This window comes from Geodermatophilus sp. DSM 45219 (assembly GCF_900104025.1).
Taxonomy (GTDB): domain Bacteria; phylum Actinomycetota; class Actinomycetes; order Mycobacteriales; family Geodermatophilaceae; genus Geodermatophilus.
Window position 1 is genome coordinate 95,339 of record NZ_FNIQ01000007.1, and the last position, 18,278, is coordinate 113,616.

Genomic DNA, 18,278 nt, shown 5'->3' on the forward strand with positions numbered 1-18,278 from the left:
GCTCAGCGCGAGCCGAGGACGGCTCCTGGCCGCGGTCGCGGCGCTGGCAGCAGCCGCCCTGCGAGGGTCGGCCCGCGGCGCGGCGGCCGGAGGCTCCCCGACGCGGGGTGACGGGTGGGCTCAGCGCGAGCCGGGGACGGCTCCTGCCGCGGTGTCGTCCGGTAGGACGACGATGTCATCGCCCTCAGATCCGGCAGGCGTGGATGCTGGTGACGAGGATGGCGCGGGCGCCGAGCTCCCACAGCTCGTCCATCACCCGGTTGGTGTCGGACTGCGTCACCATCGCCCGCACCGCCGACCAGCCCTCGGTCTGCAGCGGGCTGACCGTCGGCCCCTCCAGGCCCGGGGTCAGCGCGGTGGCCTTCTCCAGCAGGTCGTTGGGGCAGTCGTAGTCGAGCATCACGTACTGCCGGGCGACGAGGACACCGCGCAGCCGGCGGCGCAGCTGGGCGACCGCGGGGATCTCCTCGGCACCGGCGCGCCGCACCAGGACGGCCTCGCTGGTGAGCACCGGCTCGCCGATGATCCGCAGGCCCGCCGCGCGCAGCGTCGTCCCGGTCTCGACGACGTCGCACACCGCGTCGGCGACGCCGAGCCGGCAGGCGGTCTCCACGGCACCGTCGAGCTTCACCACCGAGGCGGCGATGCCCTGCTCGTCGAGGTAGCGCCGCAGCAGCACGGGATAGGCGGTGGCGATCCGCTTGCCGGCCAGCTGCTCGACGGTCTGGATGCCGGACTCCAGCGGGCCGGCGAACCGGAACGAGCTGCGGCCGAAGCCCAGCGGCATGACCTCCACCGCGGCCGGGCCCTCGCCGGCCGCGGGCGCGGTCTCCAGCAGCATGTCGCGCCCGGTGATGCCGACGTCCAGGGTGCCGGCGGCGACGTAGACGGCGATGTCGCGGGGCCGCAGGTAGAAGAACTCGGTGTCGTTGTCCGGGTCGTAGACGGCGAGGTCCTTGGTGCTGCGGCGCTGCCGGTAGCCGCTCTCGGCGAGCATCTCGGCGGCCGGCTCGCTCAGGACGCCCTTGTTGGGCACGGCGATGCGCAGCACGGTCTGGTCTCCTTCGGTCGGTGACGGGCGGTCGGCCCTCGCGCAGGGTCCCGCGGCGCGCGGAGCGTGCCGTGGGGGGCGCGAGGGTCCTTCTTCAGAGGTGGGTGTAGACGTCGCGGAGGGTCAGCCCGCGGGCGAGCATCAGCACCTGCACCCGGTAGAGGAGCTGGCTGACCTCCTCGGCGGTGCGCTCGGGGCCCTCGTGCTCGGCGGCCATCCAGGACTCGGCGGCCTCCTCGACGACCTTCTTGCCCGCCGCGTGCACACCGTCGCGGACCGCCGCGACGGTCCCCGAGCCGGGGTCGCCGGCGGCGACCTTCCCGGAGAGCTCCGCGAACAGCTCGTCGAAGGTCTTCACGCGCGGCTCCCGTCGGCCGGTCGGATCGAGAAGCCGGTGGGGCCGGCCGTCCCGCGCAGGCCGCGCAGGGTGAGGGCGGTGGCCAGGGCGGCCACCGCCGCCTCCCAGCCCTTGTCCTCGGTCGAGCCCGGCAGGCCCGCGCGGTCGCGCGCCTGCTCCTCGGTGTCACAGGTGAGGACGCCGTTGCCGACCGGCGTGCCCGCGTCGAGCGCGACCCGGGTGAGGCCCGCGGTGACCGCGTCGCAGACGTACTCGAAGTGCGGCGTCCCGCCCCGGATGACCACGCCGAGCGCGACCACGGCGTCGTGCCGCTCGGTCAGCGCCTGGGCCACCACGGGCAGCTCGACGGCACCCGGCGCCCGGACGACGGTCGGCCGCGGGACCCCGCTGGCGACCGCCGCGGCGACCGCCCGGTCCAGCAGCGCGCCGGTGATCTCCGCGTGCCAGGTGGTGGCGACGATGCCGAGGGTCAGCCCGGTCGCGTCGACCGCGGCCGCTTCCGGCGCACCCTTCCCACTCACAGCAGCTGCTCCGTCTGGCGCAGCGGGACGTCGGTGCCCGGCACGGTCGCGGCATCGGCCGGGCCGGACTCGGTCTCCGGCTCGATGATGTCGAGCAGGTGGCCCATCCGGTCGCGCTTGGTGCGCAGGTAGGCCAGGTTCTCGGCGGTGACGTGGCTGGGCAGCGGCACCCGGCCGGTCACCTTGAGCCCGTAGCCCTCCAGGCCGGCGCGCTTGGCCGGGTTGTTGGTGAGCAGCCGCATGGTGTGCACCCCGAGGTCGACGAGGATCTGCGCCCCGGTGCCGTAGTCGCGGGCGTCGGCGGGCAGGCCCAGGTCGAGGTTGGCGTCGACGGTGTCGATGCCGCGGTCCTGCAGCTGGTACGCCTGCAGCTTGTGCAGCAGGCCGATGCCCCGGCCCTCGTGCCCGCGGACGTAGAGCACGATGCCGCGCCCCTCCTGCGCCACCGCGGCCAGGGCCGCCTGCAGCTGCGGGCCGCAATCGCAGCGCAGCGAGCCGAAGACGTCGCCGGTGAGGCACTCGGAGTGCACCCGGACCAGCACGTCCTCGCCGTCGGCGATGTCGCCGTAGACGAACGCGACGTGCTCCCGCTCGTCGTAGGAGCTGCGGTAGCCGACCGCGGTGAAGGTGCCCGGCGCCAGCGGCACGGTCGCCTCGGCGACCCGCTCGACCAGCTTGTCGAACCGCTTGCGGTAGGCGATCAGGTCGGCGATGGAGATCAGGCACAGGTCGTGCTCGTCGGCGAACACCCGCAGCTCGTCACCCCGGGCCATGCCGGTCGGGTCCTTCTCGCTGACCAGCTCGCACAGCGTGCCCGAGGGGCGCAGCCCGGCGAGCACCGCGAGGTCGACGGCGGCCTCGGTGTGCCCCGGCCGGCGCAGCACCCCGCCGTCCCGGGCGCGCAGCGGCACGATGTGCCCGGGCCGGGCCAGGTCGGTGGAGTCGGTCTCCGGCGAGGCCAGCAGCCGGATGGTGTGCGCGCGGTCGGAGGCGGAGATGCCGGTGCTCACGCCCTCGCGGGCGTCGACGGTGACGGTGTAGGCGGTACCGCGGCGGTCCTGGTTGACCCGGAACATCGGCGGCAGGTCCAGCCGGTCGGCGTCGGCCTCGGTGACGGCCACGCAGATGTAGCCCGAGGTGTAGCGGACCATGAACGCGACCAGCTCGGGGGTGACCAGCTCCGAGGCGAAGATCAGGTCGCCCTCGTTCTCGCGGTCCTCGTCGTCGATGACGACGACCGGGCGGCCGCTCTTCACCGCGGCGATGGCGTCCTCGACGGTGTCCAGCCGGACGGGGGCAGTCACCGGCGTGCTCCCAACAGGCGTTCCACGTACTTGGCGATCACGTCGACCTCCAGGTTGACCGGGCTCCCCGGAGGGGCGGCACCCAGCGTGGTCTCGCGCAGGGTGGTGGGGATGAGGCTGACCTCGAACCACGGCTCGGGGTCGTCGACGGCACTGACCGCGCTGACGGTCAGTGACACGCCGTCCACGGTGATCGAGCCCTTCTCGACGACGTAGCGCGCCAGCTCCGCCGGCAGCGCCATCCGCACGACCTCCCAGTGCTCGCCGGGGGTCCGGGTGAGCACGGTGCCGACGCCGTCGACGTGGCCCTGCACCAGGTGCCCGCCCAGCCGGGTGTGCGCGGTGACCGCCCGCTCGAGGTTGACCGGGTCGCCGGCGCCCAGGGCGCCGATGCTGCTGCGGCGGAGGGTCTCGGCCATCACGTCGGTCGTCCACTCCTCGCCGTCCGCAGAGGTGACGGTGAGGCAGACGCCGTTGACGGCGATCGAGTCACCCAGGGCCACGCCCTCGAGCGCCCTGCGCGCGCGGATGCGCAGCCGGGCCGAGTCCTGCTGCTCCTCGCAGGCCAGCAGGACGCCGACCTCCTCGACGATGCCGGTGAACACGATCAACTCCCTCCGGTCGCGCCGCGGTGGTCCCCGGTGCGCCGCTCCCCAGTGTGCCGGGTGGGCCGCAGCCGGAGCTCCACGTCCCCGCCCAGGCGGGTGAGGCCGGTGACCGAGAGGGTCAGCGCGTCGCCGATCCCGGTGATTCCCAGGTCCCCCACCAGCGGGGCGCCGGCGCCGAGGAGCTTGGGCGCCAGGTGCACCACCGCCTCGTCGACCAGCCCGGCGCGCAGGAAGGCCGCGGCCAGCGTCGGGCCGCCCTCCAGCAGCACCCGCCGCACGTCGCGGGCGAACAGCTCGGCCAGCAGCTCGCGCGGGGACCCCGCGGCGCTGACCAGGGTCGGCGCCGCCCCGTCGAGCACCCGGGCGGTGCGCGGCAGCCGGCCCCGGCGGTCGAGGACGACGCGCAGCGGCTGCCGTGCGGCGTCCCGGCCGTCGGCGTCGCGGACGGTGAGTCGCGGGTCGTCGGCCAGCGCCGTCCCCGAGCCCACGACGACCGCGTCGCAGGTGGCGCGCAGCCGGTGGACGGCGGCGCGGGCCTCCGGGCCGGTGACCCAGCGGCTGCTGCCGTCGGCCGCGGCGACCCGCCCGTCGAGGGTGCCGGCGACCTTCCAGACGACGAACGGGCGCTGCTCGCGCACGCCGGTGAGCCAGCCGCCCAGCGCGCCCTCCTCCGCCTCGGTCTGCTCGACGCCCAGTTCCACGTCGACGCCGGCGGTCCGCAGCCGGGCGGCTCCTCCCCCGGCCAGCCGCGTCGGCTCCGGGACGGCGACGACCACGCGGGCGACGCCGGCGGCGACCAGCGCGTCGGCGCAGGGCCCGGTGCGTCCGGTGTGCGCGCACGGCTCCAGGGTGACCACGGCGGTGCCGCCCCGGGCGCGCGCACCGGCCTGCGCCAGCGCGCGGACCTCGGCGTGCGGGCCGCCGGGCGGTGCGGTGGCGCCCTCCCCCACCGGCGTCCCGTCGGCGGCCAGCACCACCGCGCCCACCGCGGGGTTCGGGCTGGTGGTGCCGAGCACGCCCAGCGCCAGCTCGCGCGCTCGGGCCATGGCGGTGAGCTCGGCCGCGGAGACGCTCACCCCTGCCGCGCCGCGGTCGCCCGGTCGCGCAGGGCGGCGATGGCGCGGGCCGGGTCGTCGGCGCCGTAGACCGCCGAGCCCGCGACGAAGACGTCGGCCCCGGCCGCCGCGGCCTGCTCGATGGTGTCCGCGTTGATCCCGCCGTCGACCTCGACCAGCAGCGTGAGGTGCCCGGTGTCGACCAGCTCCCGCGCGCGGCGCACCTTCGACAGCGTCTCGGCCAGGAAGGACTGGCCGCCGAAGCCGGGCTCGACGGTCATCACCAGCAGGGTGTCGAACGCGGGCAGGACCTCGACGTAGTCCTCCAGCGGCGTCCCGGGCTTGAGCGCCAGGCCGGCCAGCGACCCGGCGGCGCGCAGGTCGCGTGCCACGGCGCGGGGGTCGCCGGTGCAGGCCTCGGCGTGCACGGTGACGTTGCGTGCACCGGCCTCGGCGTAGCCCGGAGCCCACCGCGCGGGGTCCTCGATCATGAGGTGGCAGTCCAGCGGCACCGGGCTGACCGCCTGGACCGCCTGCATGACGGGCAGGCCGAAGGTCAGGTTGGGCACGAAGTGCGCGTCCATGACGTCGAAGTGCAGCCAGTCGGCGTCGGCGACCCGGTGTGCCTCCTCGGCCAGCCGGGCGAAGTCCGCCGACAGGAGGCTGGGCGCGATCAGCGGGGTCGAGGACACGTCCGCCGAGTCTAGGCCGGGGTGATCACCGCCCCGCGCGGGAGCGGCGGTACCAGAGGCCGCCGGCCACCGCGGCGAGCGCCGCGACGGCCGCCACCGCGACGAACCAGGCGCCGCCGGTCTCCTGCTCGGCCGCGGCGACCGGCTCCGGCGTTCCCGTGCCGGGTGCGGCGGGCTGGGTCTCGACCGTCGGTGCCGGGGTGGTCGGCGCGGGGGCGGGGGTGGTGGGCACCGCCGTCCCCGGGGCGACGGCGAGCACCGGTGCCGGCATCTCCGGCTCGGGCCCACCGGGCACCTCGGGCTCGATCCAGGCGTCCTCGGTGCCGTCGGCGTAGACCTGCACGGTCGGGAAGGCCAGCTCGGTCACCCCGGCGGGCAGCGTGGCCACGGTCACCCCGTACGCGACGTCCTCCCCGGACGCCAGCGCCGGGCCGCCCACCTCGAAGCCCTGGGCGGTCGGCGTCAGCGTCCAGCCGGCCGGTCCGGAGGCCAGCGTCACGTCCCCCGGTGCGATCCCCGCGGGCAGCTGGGTCCGCATCCCGGCGATGCCGGCGTCGGCCTCGGACGCGCCGGAGAACTCGAGGGTCACCGGACCGCTGCCGGCGGTGGCCCCGGGGGCGTCGACGTGGACGTGCGCGGCCGCCGTCCCGGTGCCGGCGGCGAACAGGGCGGCGCCCAGGAGGGCGGTGGCGGCGGCACGGCGCACGGCCGGCGGGCGAGAGGTCACGGGGCAGTGGTCGTCGCCGGGCCTCCCGGGGTTCCCGGGACCCGGATCCGGTCGGCGGGCGGTGGCGGCGGGGTTGCCGTGCGTGCGGCACACCGGCGCGCCGCGCCCGGCGTGTCGCGTCCCCGACGCACCGCGCACGACGGCCTCCGATACGGAACGGCTCCGCCCTAGGGTCCTGACCGTGGCCCGGGGGGAACGGAGCGCAGGACACCACGCAGGACGGCGCACGTCCGTCGTCGCCCCCGTGGCGTGGTTCACCTGCGCCGGCCTCGCCGTGACCCTCGCCCTGGCGCTGCTCACCGGCGTGCTCGCCCGCCGGGCCGGCCTCGAGCAGGGCACGCGGGCGTTCGAGAACCTCGCCCGGGTCACCGCCGCCACGCTCACCCCGGCCCTGGACGCCCAGCGGGGCGTGCCGCCGGACCCGACAGCGGACCTGCGCACCCACGTCAGCGCGCTGGTGACGGCCGGCCCGGTGGTCGCCGTCCGGGTGCGGTCGGCCGACGGCGAGGTGGTGTGGGCCGACGACCGCAGCGTGGTGGGGCAGGTCCTCCCGCTGCTGCCCGAGGCCCGGCGGGCGCTGCGCACCGGGTCGGTCGCCTCGCTCGTGGCCGAGCCCGGGGACCCACGGGTGGTGACCGGCCGCAGCAGCGGCCGCGTGCTGGTCGCCTGGGTGGGCGTGCGGGACCTCCATGGCACCCCGCTGCTGGTGGAGTTCCTCGAGAGCTACTCGGAGGTCGCCGAGCTCGCCGAGCTCACCTGGCGGCGCTTCGCGCCCGCCGTGCTGGGGGCCCTGGCGCTGCTGCAGGTGCTGCAGGTGCCGCTGGCCTGGCGGCTGGCGTCCCGGCTGCGGCGATCGCAGCAGGCCGAGGACGCACTGCTGCAGGCGGCCGTCGACGCCTCGGACGCCGAACGCCGCCGGATCGCCGGGGAGGTGCACGACCACGTCGTCCAGGACCTCACGGGTATCGCCTTCGACCTGGACGCCGCCCAGATGCGCGGCCAGCCGCGCGACCCGGAGGACGCCGAGCTGCTGGACCGGACCGCCCAGGGGGTGCGGCAGACCGTGGAGGACCTGCGGTCCCTCCTGGTGGCCCTCATCCCGGCCCGTGGCGCCTTCCGCGGCGGGCTGCTGCCGGCCCTGCAGGTGCTGGCCGCTGAACTCAGCCGCTCCGGGATCCGTATCACCGTGCACGCCGAGGACGCCCGGGACCTGCCCGGGCCGACGGCCGCACTGCTCTACCGCTGCGCCCAGGAGGCGCTGCGCAACGTCGCCACGCACAGCAGGGCGACCTCGGTCGAGGTCGTCGTCACGCAGCACGAGGGGGTCGCGACGATGCAGATCGAGGACGACGGGCAGGGTTTCGACGAGAGCCGCCTGGCCCAGCGGGCCGCGGCCGGGCACGTCGGACTGCGGACGCTGGGCGAGCTGCTGGTCGACGCGGGCGGCGCCCTGACGCTGAGCAGCGCCCCGGGCGAGGGCACCCGGCTGGTGGCGACCGTGCCGCTGTCGAGCACCACACCGCTGACCGCGGGGGTCGCACGGTGATCCGGGTCCTGGTGGTCGACGACCACGCCGTCGTCCGGCGCGGCATCGCCAGCCTGCTGGCCGCCGCCGACGGCCTGGAGTGCGTCGGCGCGGTCGGCGACGGCGACGCGGCCCTGGAGATGGTCGAGCGCCTGGAACCCGACGTGCTGCTGCTGGACCTGTCGATGCCGGGCCGCGACGGCGTCACGGTGATCCGCACGCTGCGCGAACGCGGCCACCGCACACCGGTGCTGGTGCTCACCTCCTTCGGCGAGCCCGACCTGGTGGTGCCCGCCCTGGTCGCCGGCGCCGACGGCTACCTGCTCAAGTACCAGGACGGCGAGTCGATCCTGGACGCGGTGCGGTGCATCGCCGCGGGCGGGGCGCCGGTCGACCCGATGGTCACCTCGGCCGTCCTCGCCGACCTGCGCGACCGCAGCCAGGGCGACCTGCTCACCGAGCGCGAGAAGGAGGTCCTGGAGCTGGTCCGGCAGGGCCTGCCCAACAAGGTCATCGCCCGTCGGCTGCGGATCAGCGAGGCGACCGTGAAGACCCACGTCACCCACATCCTGCAGCGGATCGGCGCCACCGACCGCACGCAGGCGGCCCTGTGGGCCGAGCGCCGGCTGCGGCCGTCGGGGCTCCCGCACCGGGGCACGGGGTGACCGGCGCCCACCGCCGGCCCCGGCGGGCGACCGGACCCCCGGCCGATCCGCGCCGGCGCCCGGTCCTGCTGCACTACGCCGCGACCGGGTGGCCGGCCCGGCGGCGGTGGTCCGAGCGGCTGGCCCTGGCGGCCGGCGCGCTCGCCGTCCTGGCCGCCATCGGCACGGCCACGCTGACCGGCGCGTGGGCCGGCTTCTCGCTGCTCGGTGCGGGTGTCGAGCCCGCCCGGCCCGCGACCGCGGAGGCCCCCGCCCCGCCACCACCCGGGACGCCCCCGCCGGAGGGCCCCCCGGCCACCGCGGCGCCGGAGCGGTCCACCGCGCCCGACCGCCGGGCCGAACCGCCCGGGCCGCCCGCCGCTGCGACGGCGTCCGGCGTGGCCCCTGCGCCCTTCCGGCAGGTACCGCGCGACCCCGCGGACGACCAGCCGGCCACGCCGACGACGGGCGCGACCGCCCCGGAGCCCTCGGCCACAGCGGCGGCTCCGTCGTCCACCCGGTCCGCGCCTGCCCCCGGCGCACCGGTCCCCGTCGCACCGGCGCCCGCGCGACCCGCGCCGGCCGCGGAGCCACCGGCCGCGGAGCCGGCGCCGTCCCAGCCGGCCCCGGCAGCCCCCACCCCGGCAACCCCCACCCCGGCAACCCCCACCCCGACGGCGCCCGCCCCGACGTCGGCTCCGCCGCGGTCCGACGACGAGGAGCACCGCGACGAGGAGGGTGACGGGGACGACGACGAGGCGGACGACCGGGACGACGACGGCCGCCCGGGTCACGCGCACCGCGACCACGACGAGCAGCACCACCACGACCGCGACGGACGCCGGGACCCCGACCGTCCCGCGACGCCGGACGCCGCACCGACGCCCACCGCGACGCCGTCCGCCACCGCGACGCCGTCCGCCACGGCTGCACCGTCACCGACCGCGACCCCGTCCCCCACGAAGGTCCTGGCGACGATCCCCGACCCGCCCGACTGAGCGGCCGCCTCAGCGGGTGCGGCGGAGCAGCGCCAGGAACATCGCGTCGGTGCCGTGCCGGTGCGGCCACAGCTGCCCGTGGTCCCCGCGCGCGAGCCCGGGCACCTCCGGGAAGAGCGGGGCGACCGGCAGCACCTCCACCTCGTCCCGGCCGGCCGCGGCCTCGACCACGGCGACGGTCTCGGCGGTGTGCGGCGAGCAGGTCACGTAGGCGACCACGCCGCCCGGGCGCACCGAGGCCAGCGCCCCGTCGAGCAGGGCGGTCTGCAACTCCACCAGCGGCGCGACGTCGTCCGGGGTGCGCCGCCAGCGCACCTCGGGACGGCGACGCAGCGCGCCCAGGCCGGTGCACGGCGCGTCGAGCAGCACGCGGTCGAAGGAGCCGGGCGCCCACGGCGGCGTCCGCCCGTCGGCGACCAGCACCTCGACGTCGTCCTCGTCGCGCAGCGTCCGGCGGACCAGCTCCGCGCGGTGCGGCGCGCGGTCGGCCGCGGTGATCCGCACCCCCTCGGGCCGGACGGCGGCCAGCAGCCCGGCCTTGCCGCCGGGGCCCGCGCACAGGTCGAGCCACGCGGCGTCCGGGCCCTCCAGCGGCGCGCGGGCCAGCAGCAGCGCGGCCAGCTGGCTGCCCTCGTCCTGCACCGCGGCCAGGCCGGCGCGCACCGACGGCACGCGCGCGGGGTCGCCGCCGCCGAGCCGGACGGCATACGGCGACCACGGTCCGGGCTGCCCGCCGGACTCCTCGACCAGCTGCTCGCGGGGCACCCGCCGGGCGACCAGGTGCACCTCGGGCGCGGCGTCGTCGGCCAGCAGCGCGGGCTCGACCTCGGCCTCCTCACCCAGCGCGTCGCGCCACGCCTCGACGATCCAGCGCGGGTGGTCGGTGGCCAGGGCCAGCCGCTCGTCGCCGTGCGCGTCGAGCCGCTCCAGCCAGGCCGCCCGGTCCCCGCCCGCGGCGACCTTGCGCAGCACCGCGTTGACCAGGCCGGAGGCGCCGGTGCCGACGATCGCCCGGGTGAGCGCCACGGTCGTGTCGACGGCGGCGTGCGCGGGCACCCGCAGGTCGAGCAGCTGGTGGGTGCCCAGCCGCAGCAGGTCCAGCACCCGCGGGTCGAGCTCGTCGAGCGGGCGGGACACCAGGGTCGCCAGCACCGCGTCGAGGGTGCCGGTGGCGCGCAGCGTGCCGTAGGCGAGCTGGGTGGCGAAGGCGGCGTCTCGGTCCGCGAGGTCGGCCGCACGCTCACGCAACAGCTGGGGCAGCAGCAGGTTGGCGTAGGCGGCGCGGCTGCTCACGCCGTCGAGGACGTCGAACGCGGTCAGCCGGGCACCGTCGAGCGCCGGCCGGTGCCGGCGGGCGGGTGGGCGGCGGTTGCCGCGTCGCGGGGCGGTCATGCGTCCCCGCCGAGCTGCTCGCCGGGCGCCGGCCGCGCCCCGCGGGCCCAGTCGGCCGCCGGGAGCACCCGCTTGCCGGCCGGCTGCACCTCGCCGAGCCGGACCGCGCCGCCGCCGGTGCCGACCAGCACGCCGGTACGGCCCACCGACAGCTCACCCGGCGCCAGGCCCGGCGAGGTGGGCAGCGGCTCGACCGGGCCCAGCCGCAGCCGGTCGCCGCGCCACGTCGTCCAGGCACCCGGTGCGGGGACGACCCCGCGGACCCGGCGGTCGACGACGTGGGCGGGCAACGACCAGTCGACGCGGGCGTCGGCCGGCTCGATCCGCGGCGCGAGGCTGACGCCCTCGGCCGGCTGCGGCCGCGGCTGCAGCGTGCCGGCCGCGATGCCGTCGAGGGTGGCCAGCAGCAGCCGGGCCCCGCTGACCGAGAGCCGGCCGAGCAGGTCACCGGCGGTGTCCCGGGGCGCGATCGGCTCGGTGACCACGCCGTAGACCGGACCGGTGTCCAGGCCGGCCTCCAGCCGGAAGGTGGAGGCGCCGGTGACCTCGTCGCCGGCCATGATCGCGTGCTGCACCGGAGCGGCGCCCCGCCAGGCGGGCAGCAGCGAGAAGTGCAGGTTGACCCAGCCGTGCCGCGGCACGTCGAGGGCCGCCTGCGGCACTAGAGCCCCGTAGGCCACGACCGGTGCGCTGTCGACGGCGAGGCCGGCGAGCCGGGCGAGGAACTCAGGCTCCCGCGGCGAGCGGGGTGTGAGCACCGGCACCCCGGCGGCGTCGGCGCGCTGGGCGACCGGTGAGCGGGTGACCGTGCGGCCGCGGCCGGAGCGGGCGTCGGGCCGGGTGAGGACGGCGGCGACCTCGTGCTCGGAGGCGAGCAGCAGGTCCAGCGAGGGGACGGCGACCTCCGGCGTCCCGGCGAAGAGGAGCCTCAGTGGGGGCTCGCTTCCACCCGCGGGACCCACGCGCCGGCGCCGGCCCACTCGGCCTCGCCGATGGCGGCCAGCGCGGCGGCGCGCGCCTCGGCGTCGAGCCGGTCGACGAACAGCACGCCGTCGAGGTGGTCGACCTCGTGCTGCACCGCGCGGGCCAGCAGGTGCGAGCCCTCGACGCGGACCGGCTCGCCGTGCACGTCGAAGCCGGTGGCGGCGACGTACAGGTGCCGGCGGCAGTCGAAGGTGAAGCCGGGGATCGACAGGCAGCCCTCGGGGCCCTCCTCGGTCTCCTCCCCCACCGGCGTCACCTCGGGGTTGACCAGGTGGCCGACCTCGCCGTCGACGAACCAGGTGAACACCCGCAGCCCGACACCGATCTGCGGCGCGGCCAGCCCGGCGCCGCCGGCGGCGTGCATCGTGTCGGTGAGGTCGTCGACCAGCCGGCGCAGCTCCTGGTCGAAGTCGACGACCGGGGCGGCGGGGGTGCGGAGCACCGGATCGCCCAGCAGCCGGATGGGGGTCACGCTCACCGGTCGATCGTAGGTGGCGGCGCTGCGCCGTCCCCCGGGCCGGGCCCCGGGGGACGGTCCGGCGCTCAGGAGGCGAGCCGCACCGCGGACTTGGCGGCGGTCAGGTGCGCGCCCTGCCCGGCCAGCTGCTGGGCGCCCTCGGCGGCGTCGACGCCCGCCTGCTCGGGGAAGGTCGCGTCGTGGGCCTCGACCGCGCCCTGGAAGTCCACCAGGTCGCCCTCCCGCACCTGGTACGGCGACTCGCCGGCCTCTCCGGTCAGCTGCACCCACACCCGCTCGGTCTCGGAGGTGCCGAGCCAGAAGCCCTCGTCGGCCGGGACGGACAGCACGCGGGCACCGGTGGCGGTCACCTGCTGGCCCGACAGCCCGGCCAGCGCCGTCGCGGCGTCCGGGCCGGCGGCCAGCGCCAGCACCTGCTGTCCGTCGGCCGTCACGACCTGGCCACCGGCGGCCGGGCCCCCGGCCGCGCCGCCCGACGGGGCGGCCGGGGACGAGGCGCCGGCGGAGGCCGAGGACGACGGGCCCGCGGAGGCGGTACCCGAGCCACCGGCAGCCTGGGACGTCTGCGCCGCCGGGTCGGAGCCCGCCTCCGGGTCGCTGCCGGAGCACTGGCTCAGCAGCAGCGCCAGGACGACGAGCCCGGCCAGCAGCAGCGCCCCGATCAGCAGGCCGCGACGGCGTCCGCCGGCGCGGTCGCCACCGCCCACGGGCGTGGCCCCGCGCTGCTGTCCAGGGCCGGTCGACGGCGTGCGCGACTCACTCACTCGGTGCTCCTCGGGGGTCCGCTCGTCCGCGCGGACGACCTCGCGGGCGACTGCCCCGGCGTTCCGTCACGGGCCCCCGACCGGGGGCCGGCCACACCTACCCTTTGGTGCTTACGACGTAAACGGATACACCGCGGTGAGGCCGAGGTCATCACCGCGCCCAGCCCCTGGGGCTCTCCGCCGCTCGGCCCGTCGTCGGGCCGCGACGGCTCAGCGGGACGGTGACGGCCAGGACGGCGACCAGCAGGACCGGGCCCGGCAGGATCCGTCGGATCCAGCGGCACAGGTCCGAGGGCTACGGGTCGCCAGGCCGGGGATCGGTGGCCGTCACGGCAGCGCTCCCCGGACGCCGCGGCCGGGCCGCTGTGCGCACCACTACCCCGGGCGGCCCGCCCGACACCCGCCGGTCAGACCAGCTCGAGCGGATCCAGCTGGACGCGGACGTGCTCGGCGACCTTCTTGGCGCTGCGCACGCCCTGCACCTCCGCGAGCGCGTGCGCCAGCGCCACCCCCTCGCCGCGCGGCACCCGTACCAGGAAGCGCTCCCGCTCCCCCTCCTGCCCCTGCCGCGGCGGCTCGGGCACCGGACCGAGCAGGTCGGCGTCGGCCGGCAGGCGGGCGGCCGCCAGGAACTCCGCGAGCGCGGCCGGGGAGCCCGACAGCGACGCCATCCGGGTCGCCGGCGGGAAGCCCAGCTCGCGCCGGTCGGCCAGCTCGCGGGCGGCCAGCCAGCCCGGGTCCCAGCGCACCAGCGCCTGGACGACGGGGTGCGCGGCGTCGGCGGCCACGACCACCTGCCCGCCGGCCGCCGCGGGGCGGACCAGCGTGGCGGCGTTCACCCAGCGCCGCAGCGTCTCCTCCCCCGCCCGCAGGTCGGCCCGGCCCAGCAGCGCCCAGGAGTCCAGCAGCAGCGCCGCCCCGTAGCCGCCCTCGGCGACCGGCTCCGCGCCCGGGGTGGCGACCACCAGCGCCGGCCCGCCGGGCACGGAGGCCAGCACGCCCGAGCTCCGGCCGGAGACCCGCACGGCCGCGCCGGGGAAGGCCCGGCCCAGCTCCTCGGCGGTCCGGGCGGCACCGACGACGGAGGCCCGCAGCTTGGTCCCGTGGCAGTACGGGCAGTCGAAGGTGGCCGCGGGCCGGGCGCACCACCGGCAGGCCGGCACCCGTGACCCCCCCGGCCCGGGCGTGGCGGCGACGCCCAGCGGCCCGGAGCAGACCGCGCAGCGGGCGGGGGCCCGGCAGCGGTCGCAGGCCAGCCCGGGCGCGTAGCCGGCCCGCGGGACCTGCACGAGCACCGGTGCGCCGTCGGAGAGGGCCTGCCGCGCTGCCCGATGGGCGAGGCTGGGCAGCCGCGCCGTGCGGGCGGCCGGGTCGCGGGCCAGCTCGGCGTCGGCACCCAGCGCCTGCACGCGGGGGGACGCCGCACGCAGGGTGGCGCGGTCGGCGACCAGCTCGTGCGCCCAGCCGCTCTCCACCAGCAGCTGCGCCTCGGCGGTCCGCGCGGTGGCGGCGACGACGGCCGCGCACGAGGACAGGTGCGCGCGGTGGACCAGCACGTCGCGGGCGTGGGCGTAGGGCGCGCGGGGTTCGGCGTGCAGGTCGTCGCCGTCGTCCCAGATGGCGACCAGCCCGAGGTCGGCGACGGGGGCGAAGACGGCGGCGCGGGTGCCGAGCACCACCGTGGCGGTGCCGCGGACGGCCTCCAGGTAGCGCCGGTAGCGGGCGTCGGGTGCGGCGTCGGCGCGCAGCACGACGACCGACCCCTGCGGCAGCCGCGCCTCGGCAGCGGCGGCGAGCCGGTCGAGGTCGCGGCCGTCCGGGGTCACGACCAGGGCGCCCCGGCCGCCGGAGAGCGCGGCCTGGCACAGCTCGGCGAGCCGGGCCGGCCAGTCCTCGCCGGGCAGGGCCGTCCACACCGCCCGGGCGGGCCGCCCCTCGGCGACGGCGGTCAGCAGCGCCGGGCCGGTCGGGTACCGGGCGAACCCGGCCGGGTCCGGCGGTGGCGGCGGTGGCGGCGGCTCGGCCGGAGGGCGCTTCTCGGCCGCGGCCCGGCGGGGCGGGACGGCCAGCCGCAGCACGTCGGTGACCGTGCCGCCCCAGCGTTCCGCCACCGCCCGGGCCAGCGTGACCACCTGCGGGGTGAGCACCGGCTCCGGGGAGACCAGCTTGGCCAGCGGGGCGAGCCTCCCGCCGTGCTCGGTGCTCTCGGCGAGCTCCAGCACGAACCCGTCGACCAGCTGCCCGGCGAACCGCACGCGGACCCGGCAGCCGGCCCGGACGTCGGCGGCCAGGTCGTCGGGCACGGCGTAGTCGAAGGGCCGGTCCAGGTGGGCCAGGGGCACGTCGACGACGACCCGGGCGACCCGCTTCGCCCCCGCCCGGAGGCTCGCCCCGAGCTCGCGAGGGACGAGGGGGGCGGGGTCCTTCGACAGCGCGGTCTCCGTTCGGCAGGGGCGTCGTCCCGAGTGTGGTCACCCATGACGACAGGACCCGGCAGCGATGTGCGCCCGTGGCGCATCCTGCGGACAGGACGCGCCACGGGCGCACATCACCGAGCGGGTGTGGGTGATCCGGCGCTAGACCCCGGTGGCCGAGCGCAGCGCGTCGACCCGGTCCAGGCGCTCCCAGGGCAGGTCGACGTCGGTGCGGCCGAAGTGGCCGTAGGCGGCGGTCGGCGCGTAGATCGGCCGCAGCAGGTCCAGGTCGCGGACGATCGCCCCCGGCCGCAGGTCGAACACCGAGCCGATGGCCTTCTCCAGCACCTCGTCGGCGACCGAGCCGGTGCCGAAGGTCTCGACGAACAGCCCGACCGGGTGCGCGGCGCCGATGGCGTAGGCCACCTGCACCTCGCAGCGGCGGGCCAGCCCGGCGGCCACGACGTTCTTGGCCACCCAGCGCATCGCGTAGGCACCGGAGCGGTCGACCTTGGACGGGTCCTTGCCCGAGAAGGCCCCGCCGCCGTGGCGGGCCATCCCGCCGTAGGTGTCGACGATGATCTTGCGGCCGGTCAGCCCGGCGTCGCCCATCGGGCCGCCGATGACGAACTTGCCGGTCGGGTTGACCAGCAGCCGGTACCCGTCGGTGGGCAGGCCGAGGGCGGCGAGCTCGGGCTCGACCACCAGCTCCTGCACGTCGGGGGTGAGCAGCTGCTCGATGGAGATGTCCTCGGCGTGCTGGGAGGAGACGACGACCGTCTCCACGCCGACCGGGCGGTCGTCCTCGTAGACGACGGTGACCTGGGTCTTGCCGTCGGGGCGCAGGTAGGGCACCGAGCCGTCCTTGCGGACCGCCGAGAGCCGGCGGGACAGCCGGTGGGCCAGCGCGATGGGCAGCGGCATGAGCTCGGGGGTCTCGTCGGTGGCGTAGCCGAACATCAGGCCCTGGTCGCCGGCGCCCTGGCGCTCGATCTCGTCGTCGGTGGCGCCCGCGGTGCGCGCCTCGTAGCCGGTGTCGACGCCCTGGGCGATGTCCGGCGACTGCGCGCCGATCGAGACACTGACGCCGCAGGAGGCGCCGTCGAAGCCCTTGCGGGAGGAGTCGTAGCCGATGCCGAGGACGGTCTTCCGGACGATGTCGGCGATGTCGACGTAGCCGGCGGTGGTGACCTCGCCGGCGATGTGGACCTGGCCGGTGGTGATGAGGGTCTCGACCGCCACCCGGCTGCGCGGGTCCTGCGCGAGCATCGCGTCGAGGATCGAGTCGCTGATCTGGTCGGCGATCTTGTCCGGGTGGCCCTCGGTCACCGACTCGGACGTGAAGAGGCGGCGTGACACGCGGTACTCCCTGGGGGTCGGGAACGGTGGGGGGCGCCCGGGCGCGGACGTCCTGTCGGGTGGCACGTTACCGGCGCGCGCCCTGCGGGGTGTCGGGCTCGGGCGGGGCTCACCCCAGCCGGGGGGCGACGACGTCCCAGACCCCGGCGGCCACGGCGTCCTTGCTGCCCTCCGGCAGCTCGGTCACCGAGCCGTCGGCGGACAGGACGACGGCGGCGTTGTCGGCCCGGCCGAACACGCGGCCGCCCGAGACGTCGTTGACCACGAGCAGGTCGCAGCCCTTGCGGGCGAGCTTGGCCCGGGCGTGGGTGAGGACGTCGCCGTCGTCGTCGCCGGTCTCGGCGGCGAACCCGACGACCAGCTGGCCGGCCGGGCGCTTGGCGACCAGCTCGGCCAGGACGTCGGGGTTGCGCACCAGCGGGACGGCGTCGGGTTCGGCGGCGCTGCCCTTCTTCAGCTTGGTGGCCGCGACCGAGGCCGGCCGGAAGTCGGCGACCGCGGCGGACATCACGACGACGTCCGCCTCGCCCGACTCCGCCACCATCGCCGTCCGCAGCTCCTCGGCCGTGCCCACCGGGACGACGCGGACGCCGAACGGCACCGGCAGCTCGGCGTTGGCCGCCACCAGCACCACCTCGGCCCCGCGGGCCGCGGCCACCCGGGCCAGCGCCCAGCCCTGCTTCCCCGAGGAGCGGTTGCCGAGGTAGCGGACCGGGTCCAGCGGCTCGCGGGTGCCGCCGGCGCTGATCACGACCCGGCGGCCGGCCAGGTCGGGGGTGAGCGCGGCCGCCCCGGCGGCGAGCACCACCGAGGCCAGCGCCGCGATGTCGGCCGGCTCGGGCAGCCGGCCGGGGCCGGAGTCGGGGCCGGTGAGCCGGCCGACCGCGGGCGGGAGCACGACCGCGCCGCGCCGGCGCAGCGTGGCCACGTTGTCCTGCGTGGCCGGGTGCAGCCACATCTCGGTGTGCATGGCCGGGGCGAAGACCACCGGGCAGTGTGCGGCGAGCAGGCTGGCGGTCAGCAGGTCGTCGGCGCGCCCGGCCGCGGCGCGGGCGAGCAGGTCGGCGGTGGCCGGTGCGACGACGACGAGGTCGGCGGTCTGCCCGATCCGGACGTGCGCGACCTCGTCGACGTCGCTCCAGACGTCGGTGGTGACGGGATTGCCCGAGAGCGCCTCGAAGGTCGCCGCACCCACGAAGTGCAGCGCCGCGGGCGTGGGGACGACGCGGACGTCGTGCCCGGCCTCGGTGAACGCGCGGACCAGCAGGGCGGCCTTGTAGGCGGCCACGCCCCCGGCGACCCCCAGCACGATGCGGCTCATGCCGTCCATCCTCCCGCAGACACGGCGATGCCCCCGGCGCAGGCCGGGGGCATCACTCGTGAGGTGCCGGAACGGCCCCGTCG

18 protein-coding genes are annotated in these 18,278 nt (G+C 77.4%); 3 read left to right on the plus strand and 15 right to left on the minus strand.

From position 1 onward, the window contains the following. Positions 1-184: 184 nt before the first annotated feature. The 8 genes from hisG to BLR12_RS20765 all read right to left on the minus strand — a co-directional run bounded on the left by hisG (position 185) and on the right by BLR12_RS20765 (position 6,316). Positions 185-1,051 (minus strand): ATP phosphoribosyltransferase, encoded by an 867-nt coding sequence (gene hisG, locus BLR12_RS20730; RefSeq protein WP_091382119.1) that lies wholly within the window; start codon positions 1,049-1,051, stop codon positions 185-187. 94 nt (positions 1,052-1,145) lie between these two features. Beyond that, positions 1,146-1,409, minus strand: a complete 264-nt coding sequence (locus BLR12_RS20735) for a phosphoribosyl-ATP diphosphatase (protein ID WP_091382121.1) — start codon at positions 1,407-1,409, stop codon at positions 1,146-1,148. Further along, a complete protein-coding gene (gene ribH / locus BLR12_RS20740; RefSeq protein ID WP_091382122.1) occupies positions 1,406-1,930 on the minus strand; it encodes a 6,7-dimethyl-8-ribityllumazine synthase in 525 nt (174 codons plus the stop codon). Before ribH ends, BLR12_RS20735 begins: the two co-directional genes overlap by 4 nt. Next, complete coding sequence (locus tag BLR12_RS20745) at positions 1,927-3,234, minus strand: bifunctional 3,4-dihydroxy-2-butanone-4-phosphate synthase/GTP cyclohydrolase II (RefSeq protein WP_091382123.1); 1,308 nt, start codon at positions 3,232-3,234, stop codon at positions 1,927-1,929. Before BLR12_RS20745 ends, ribH begins: the two co-directional genes overlap by 4 nt. Beyond that, complete coding sequence (locus tag BLR12_RS20750; protein ID WP_091382125.1) at positions 3,231-3,839, minus strand: riboflavin synthase; 609 nt, start codon at positions 3,837-3,839, stop codon at positions 3,231-3,233. Before BLR12_RS20750 ends, BLR12_RS20745 begins: the two co-directional genes overlap by 4 nt. Positions 3,840-3,841: 2 nt before the next feature. Next, positions 3,842-4,918, minus strand: coding sequence for a bifunctional diaminohydroxyphosphoribosylaminopyrimidine deaminase/5-amino-6-(5-phosphoribosylamino)uracil reductase RibD (ribD, locus tag BLR12_RS20755; RefSeq protein ID WP_218120774.1), 1,077 nt, complete (start codon positions 4,916-4,918; stop codon positions 3,842-3,844). Then, the gene (gene rpe, locus BLR12_RS20760; protein ID WP_091382127.1) at positions 4,915-5,589 is read right to left on the minus strand and encodes a ribulose-phosphate 3-epimerase; all 675 of its coding nucleotides are present in this window, start codon (positions 5,587-5,589) and stop codon (positions 4,915-4,917) included. The genes ribD and rpe overlap by 4 nt, the downstream gene beginning before the upstream one ends. A gap of 25 nt (positions 5,590-5,614) precedes the next feature. Beyond that, the gene (locus tag BLR12_RS20765) at positions 5,615-6,316 is read right to left on the minus strand and encodes a DUF1775 domain-containing protein (protein ID WP_143018829.1); all 702 of its coding nucleotides are present in this window, start codon (positions 6,314-6,316) and stop codon (positions 5,615-5,617) included. A gap of 244 nt (positions 6,317-6,560) precedes the next feature. Here BLR12_RS20765 and BLR12_RS20770 point away from each other — a divergent pair, with 244 nt between their 5' ends. Genes BLR12_RS20770 through BLR12_RS20780 form a run of 3 tightly spaced genes read left to right on the plus strand, consistent with a single transcriptional unit; the run spans position 6,561 to position 9,483 of the window. After that, positions 6,561-7,862, plus strand: coding sequence for a sensor histidine kinase (locus BLR12_RS20770; RefSeq protein WP_143018830.1), 1,302 nt, complete (start codon positions 6,561-6,563; stop codon positions 7,860-7,862). Beyond that, positions 7,859-8,506 carry a response regulator gene (locus BLR12_RS20775; RefSeq protein WP_091382132.1) on the plus strand — a complete coding sequence of 216 codons (648 nt, stop codon included), beginning with the start codon at positions 7,859-7,861 and terminating at the stop codon, positions 8,504-8,506. Before BLR12_RS20770 ends, BLR12_RS20775 begins: the two co-directional genes overlap by 4 nt. Beyond that, positions 8,503-9,483 (plus strand): hypothetical protein, encoded by a 981-nt coding sequence (locus BLR12_RS20780; protein ID WP_143018831.1) that lies wholly within the window; start codon positions 8,503-8,505, stop codon positions 9,481-9,483. The genes BLR12_RS20775 and BLR12_RS20780 overlap by 4 nt, the downstream gene beginning before the upstream one ends. 9 nt (positions 9,484-9,492) lie before the next feature. Here the strand turns inward: BLR12_RS20780 and BLR12_RS20785 are convergent, their stop codons facing one another. The 7 genes from BLR12_RS20785 to coaBC all read right to left on the minus strand — a co-directional run bounded on the left by BLR12_RS20785 (position 9,493) and on the right by coaBC (position 18,195). After that, entirely contained in the window at positions 9,493-10,875 is a 1,383-nt protein-coding gene (locus BLR12_RS20785) for an RsmB/NOP family class I SAM-dependent RNA methyltransferase (RefSeq protein ID WP_091382134.1), read from the minus strand. Beyond that, on the minus strand, positions 10,872-11,837 hold the full coding sequence (gene fmt / locus BLR12_RS20790) for a methionyl-tRNA formyltransferase (protein ID WP_255363677.1): 966 nt from the start codon (positions 11,835-11,837) through the stop codon (positions 10,872-10,874). Before fmt ends, BLR12_RS20785 begins: the two co-directional genes overlap by 4 nt. After that, entirely contained in the window at positions 11,804-12,337 is a 534-nt protein-coding gene (gene def / locus BLR12_RS20795) for a peptide deformylase (protein ID WP_091382136.1), read from the minus strand. The genes fmt and def overlap by 34 nt, the downstream gene beginning before the upstream one ends. Positions 12,338-12,402: 65 nt before the next feature. Continuing rightward, positions 12,403-13,101, minus strand: coding sequence for a hypothetical protein (locus BLR12_RS20800; RefSeq protein WP_143018832.1), 699 nt, complete (start codon positions 13,099-13,101; stop codon positions 12,403-12,405). A gap of 407 nt (positions 13,102-13,508) precedes the next feature. After that, positions 13,509-15,443: a primosomal protein N' gene (locus BLR12_RS20805; protein ID WP_091382139.1), complete on the minus strand. Its 1,935-nt coding sequence runs from the start codon at positions 15,441-15,443 to the stop codon at positions 13,509-13,511. A 234-nt stretch (positions 15,444-15,677) separates the two neighbouring features. Then, positions 15,678-16,874: a methionine adenosyltransferase gene (gene metK, locus BLR12_RS20810; RefSeq protein ID WP_091382140.1), complete on the minus strand. Its 1,197-nt coding sequence runs from the start codon at positions 16,872-16,874 to the stop codon at positions 15,678-15,680. 109 nt (positions 16,875-16,983) lie between these two features. Further along, entirely contained in the window at positions 16,984-18,195 is a 1,212-nt protein-coding gene (coaBC, locus tag BLR12_RS20815) for a bifunctional phosphopantothenoylcysteine decarboxylase/phosphopantothenate--cysteine ligase CoaBC (protein WP_091382142.1), read from the minus strand. Positions 18,196-18,278: the final 83 nt, after the last annotated feature.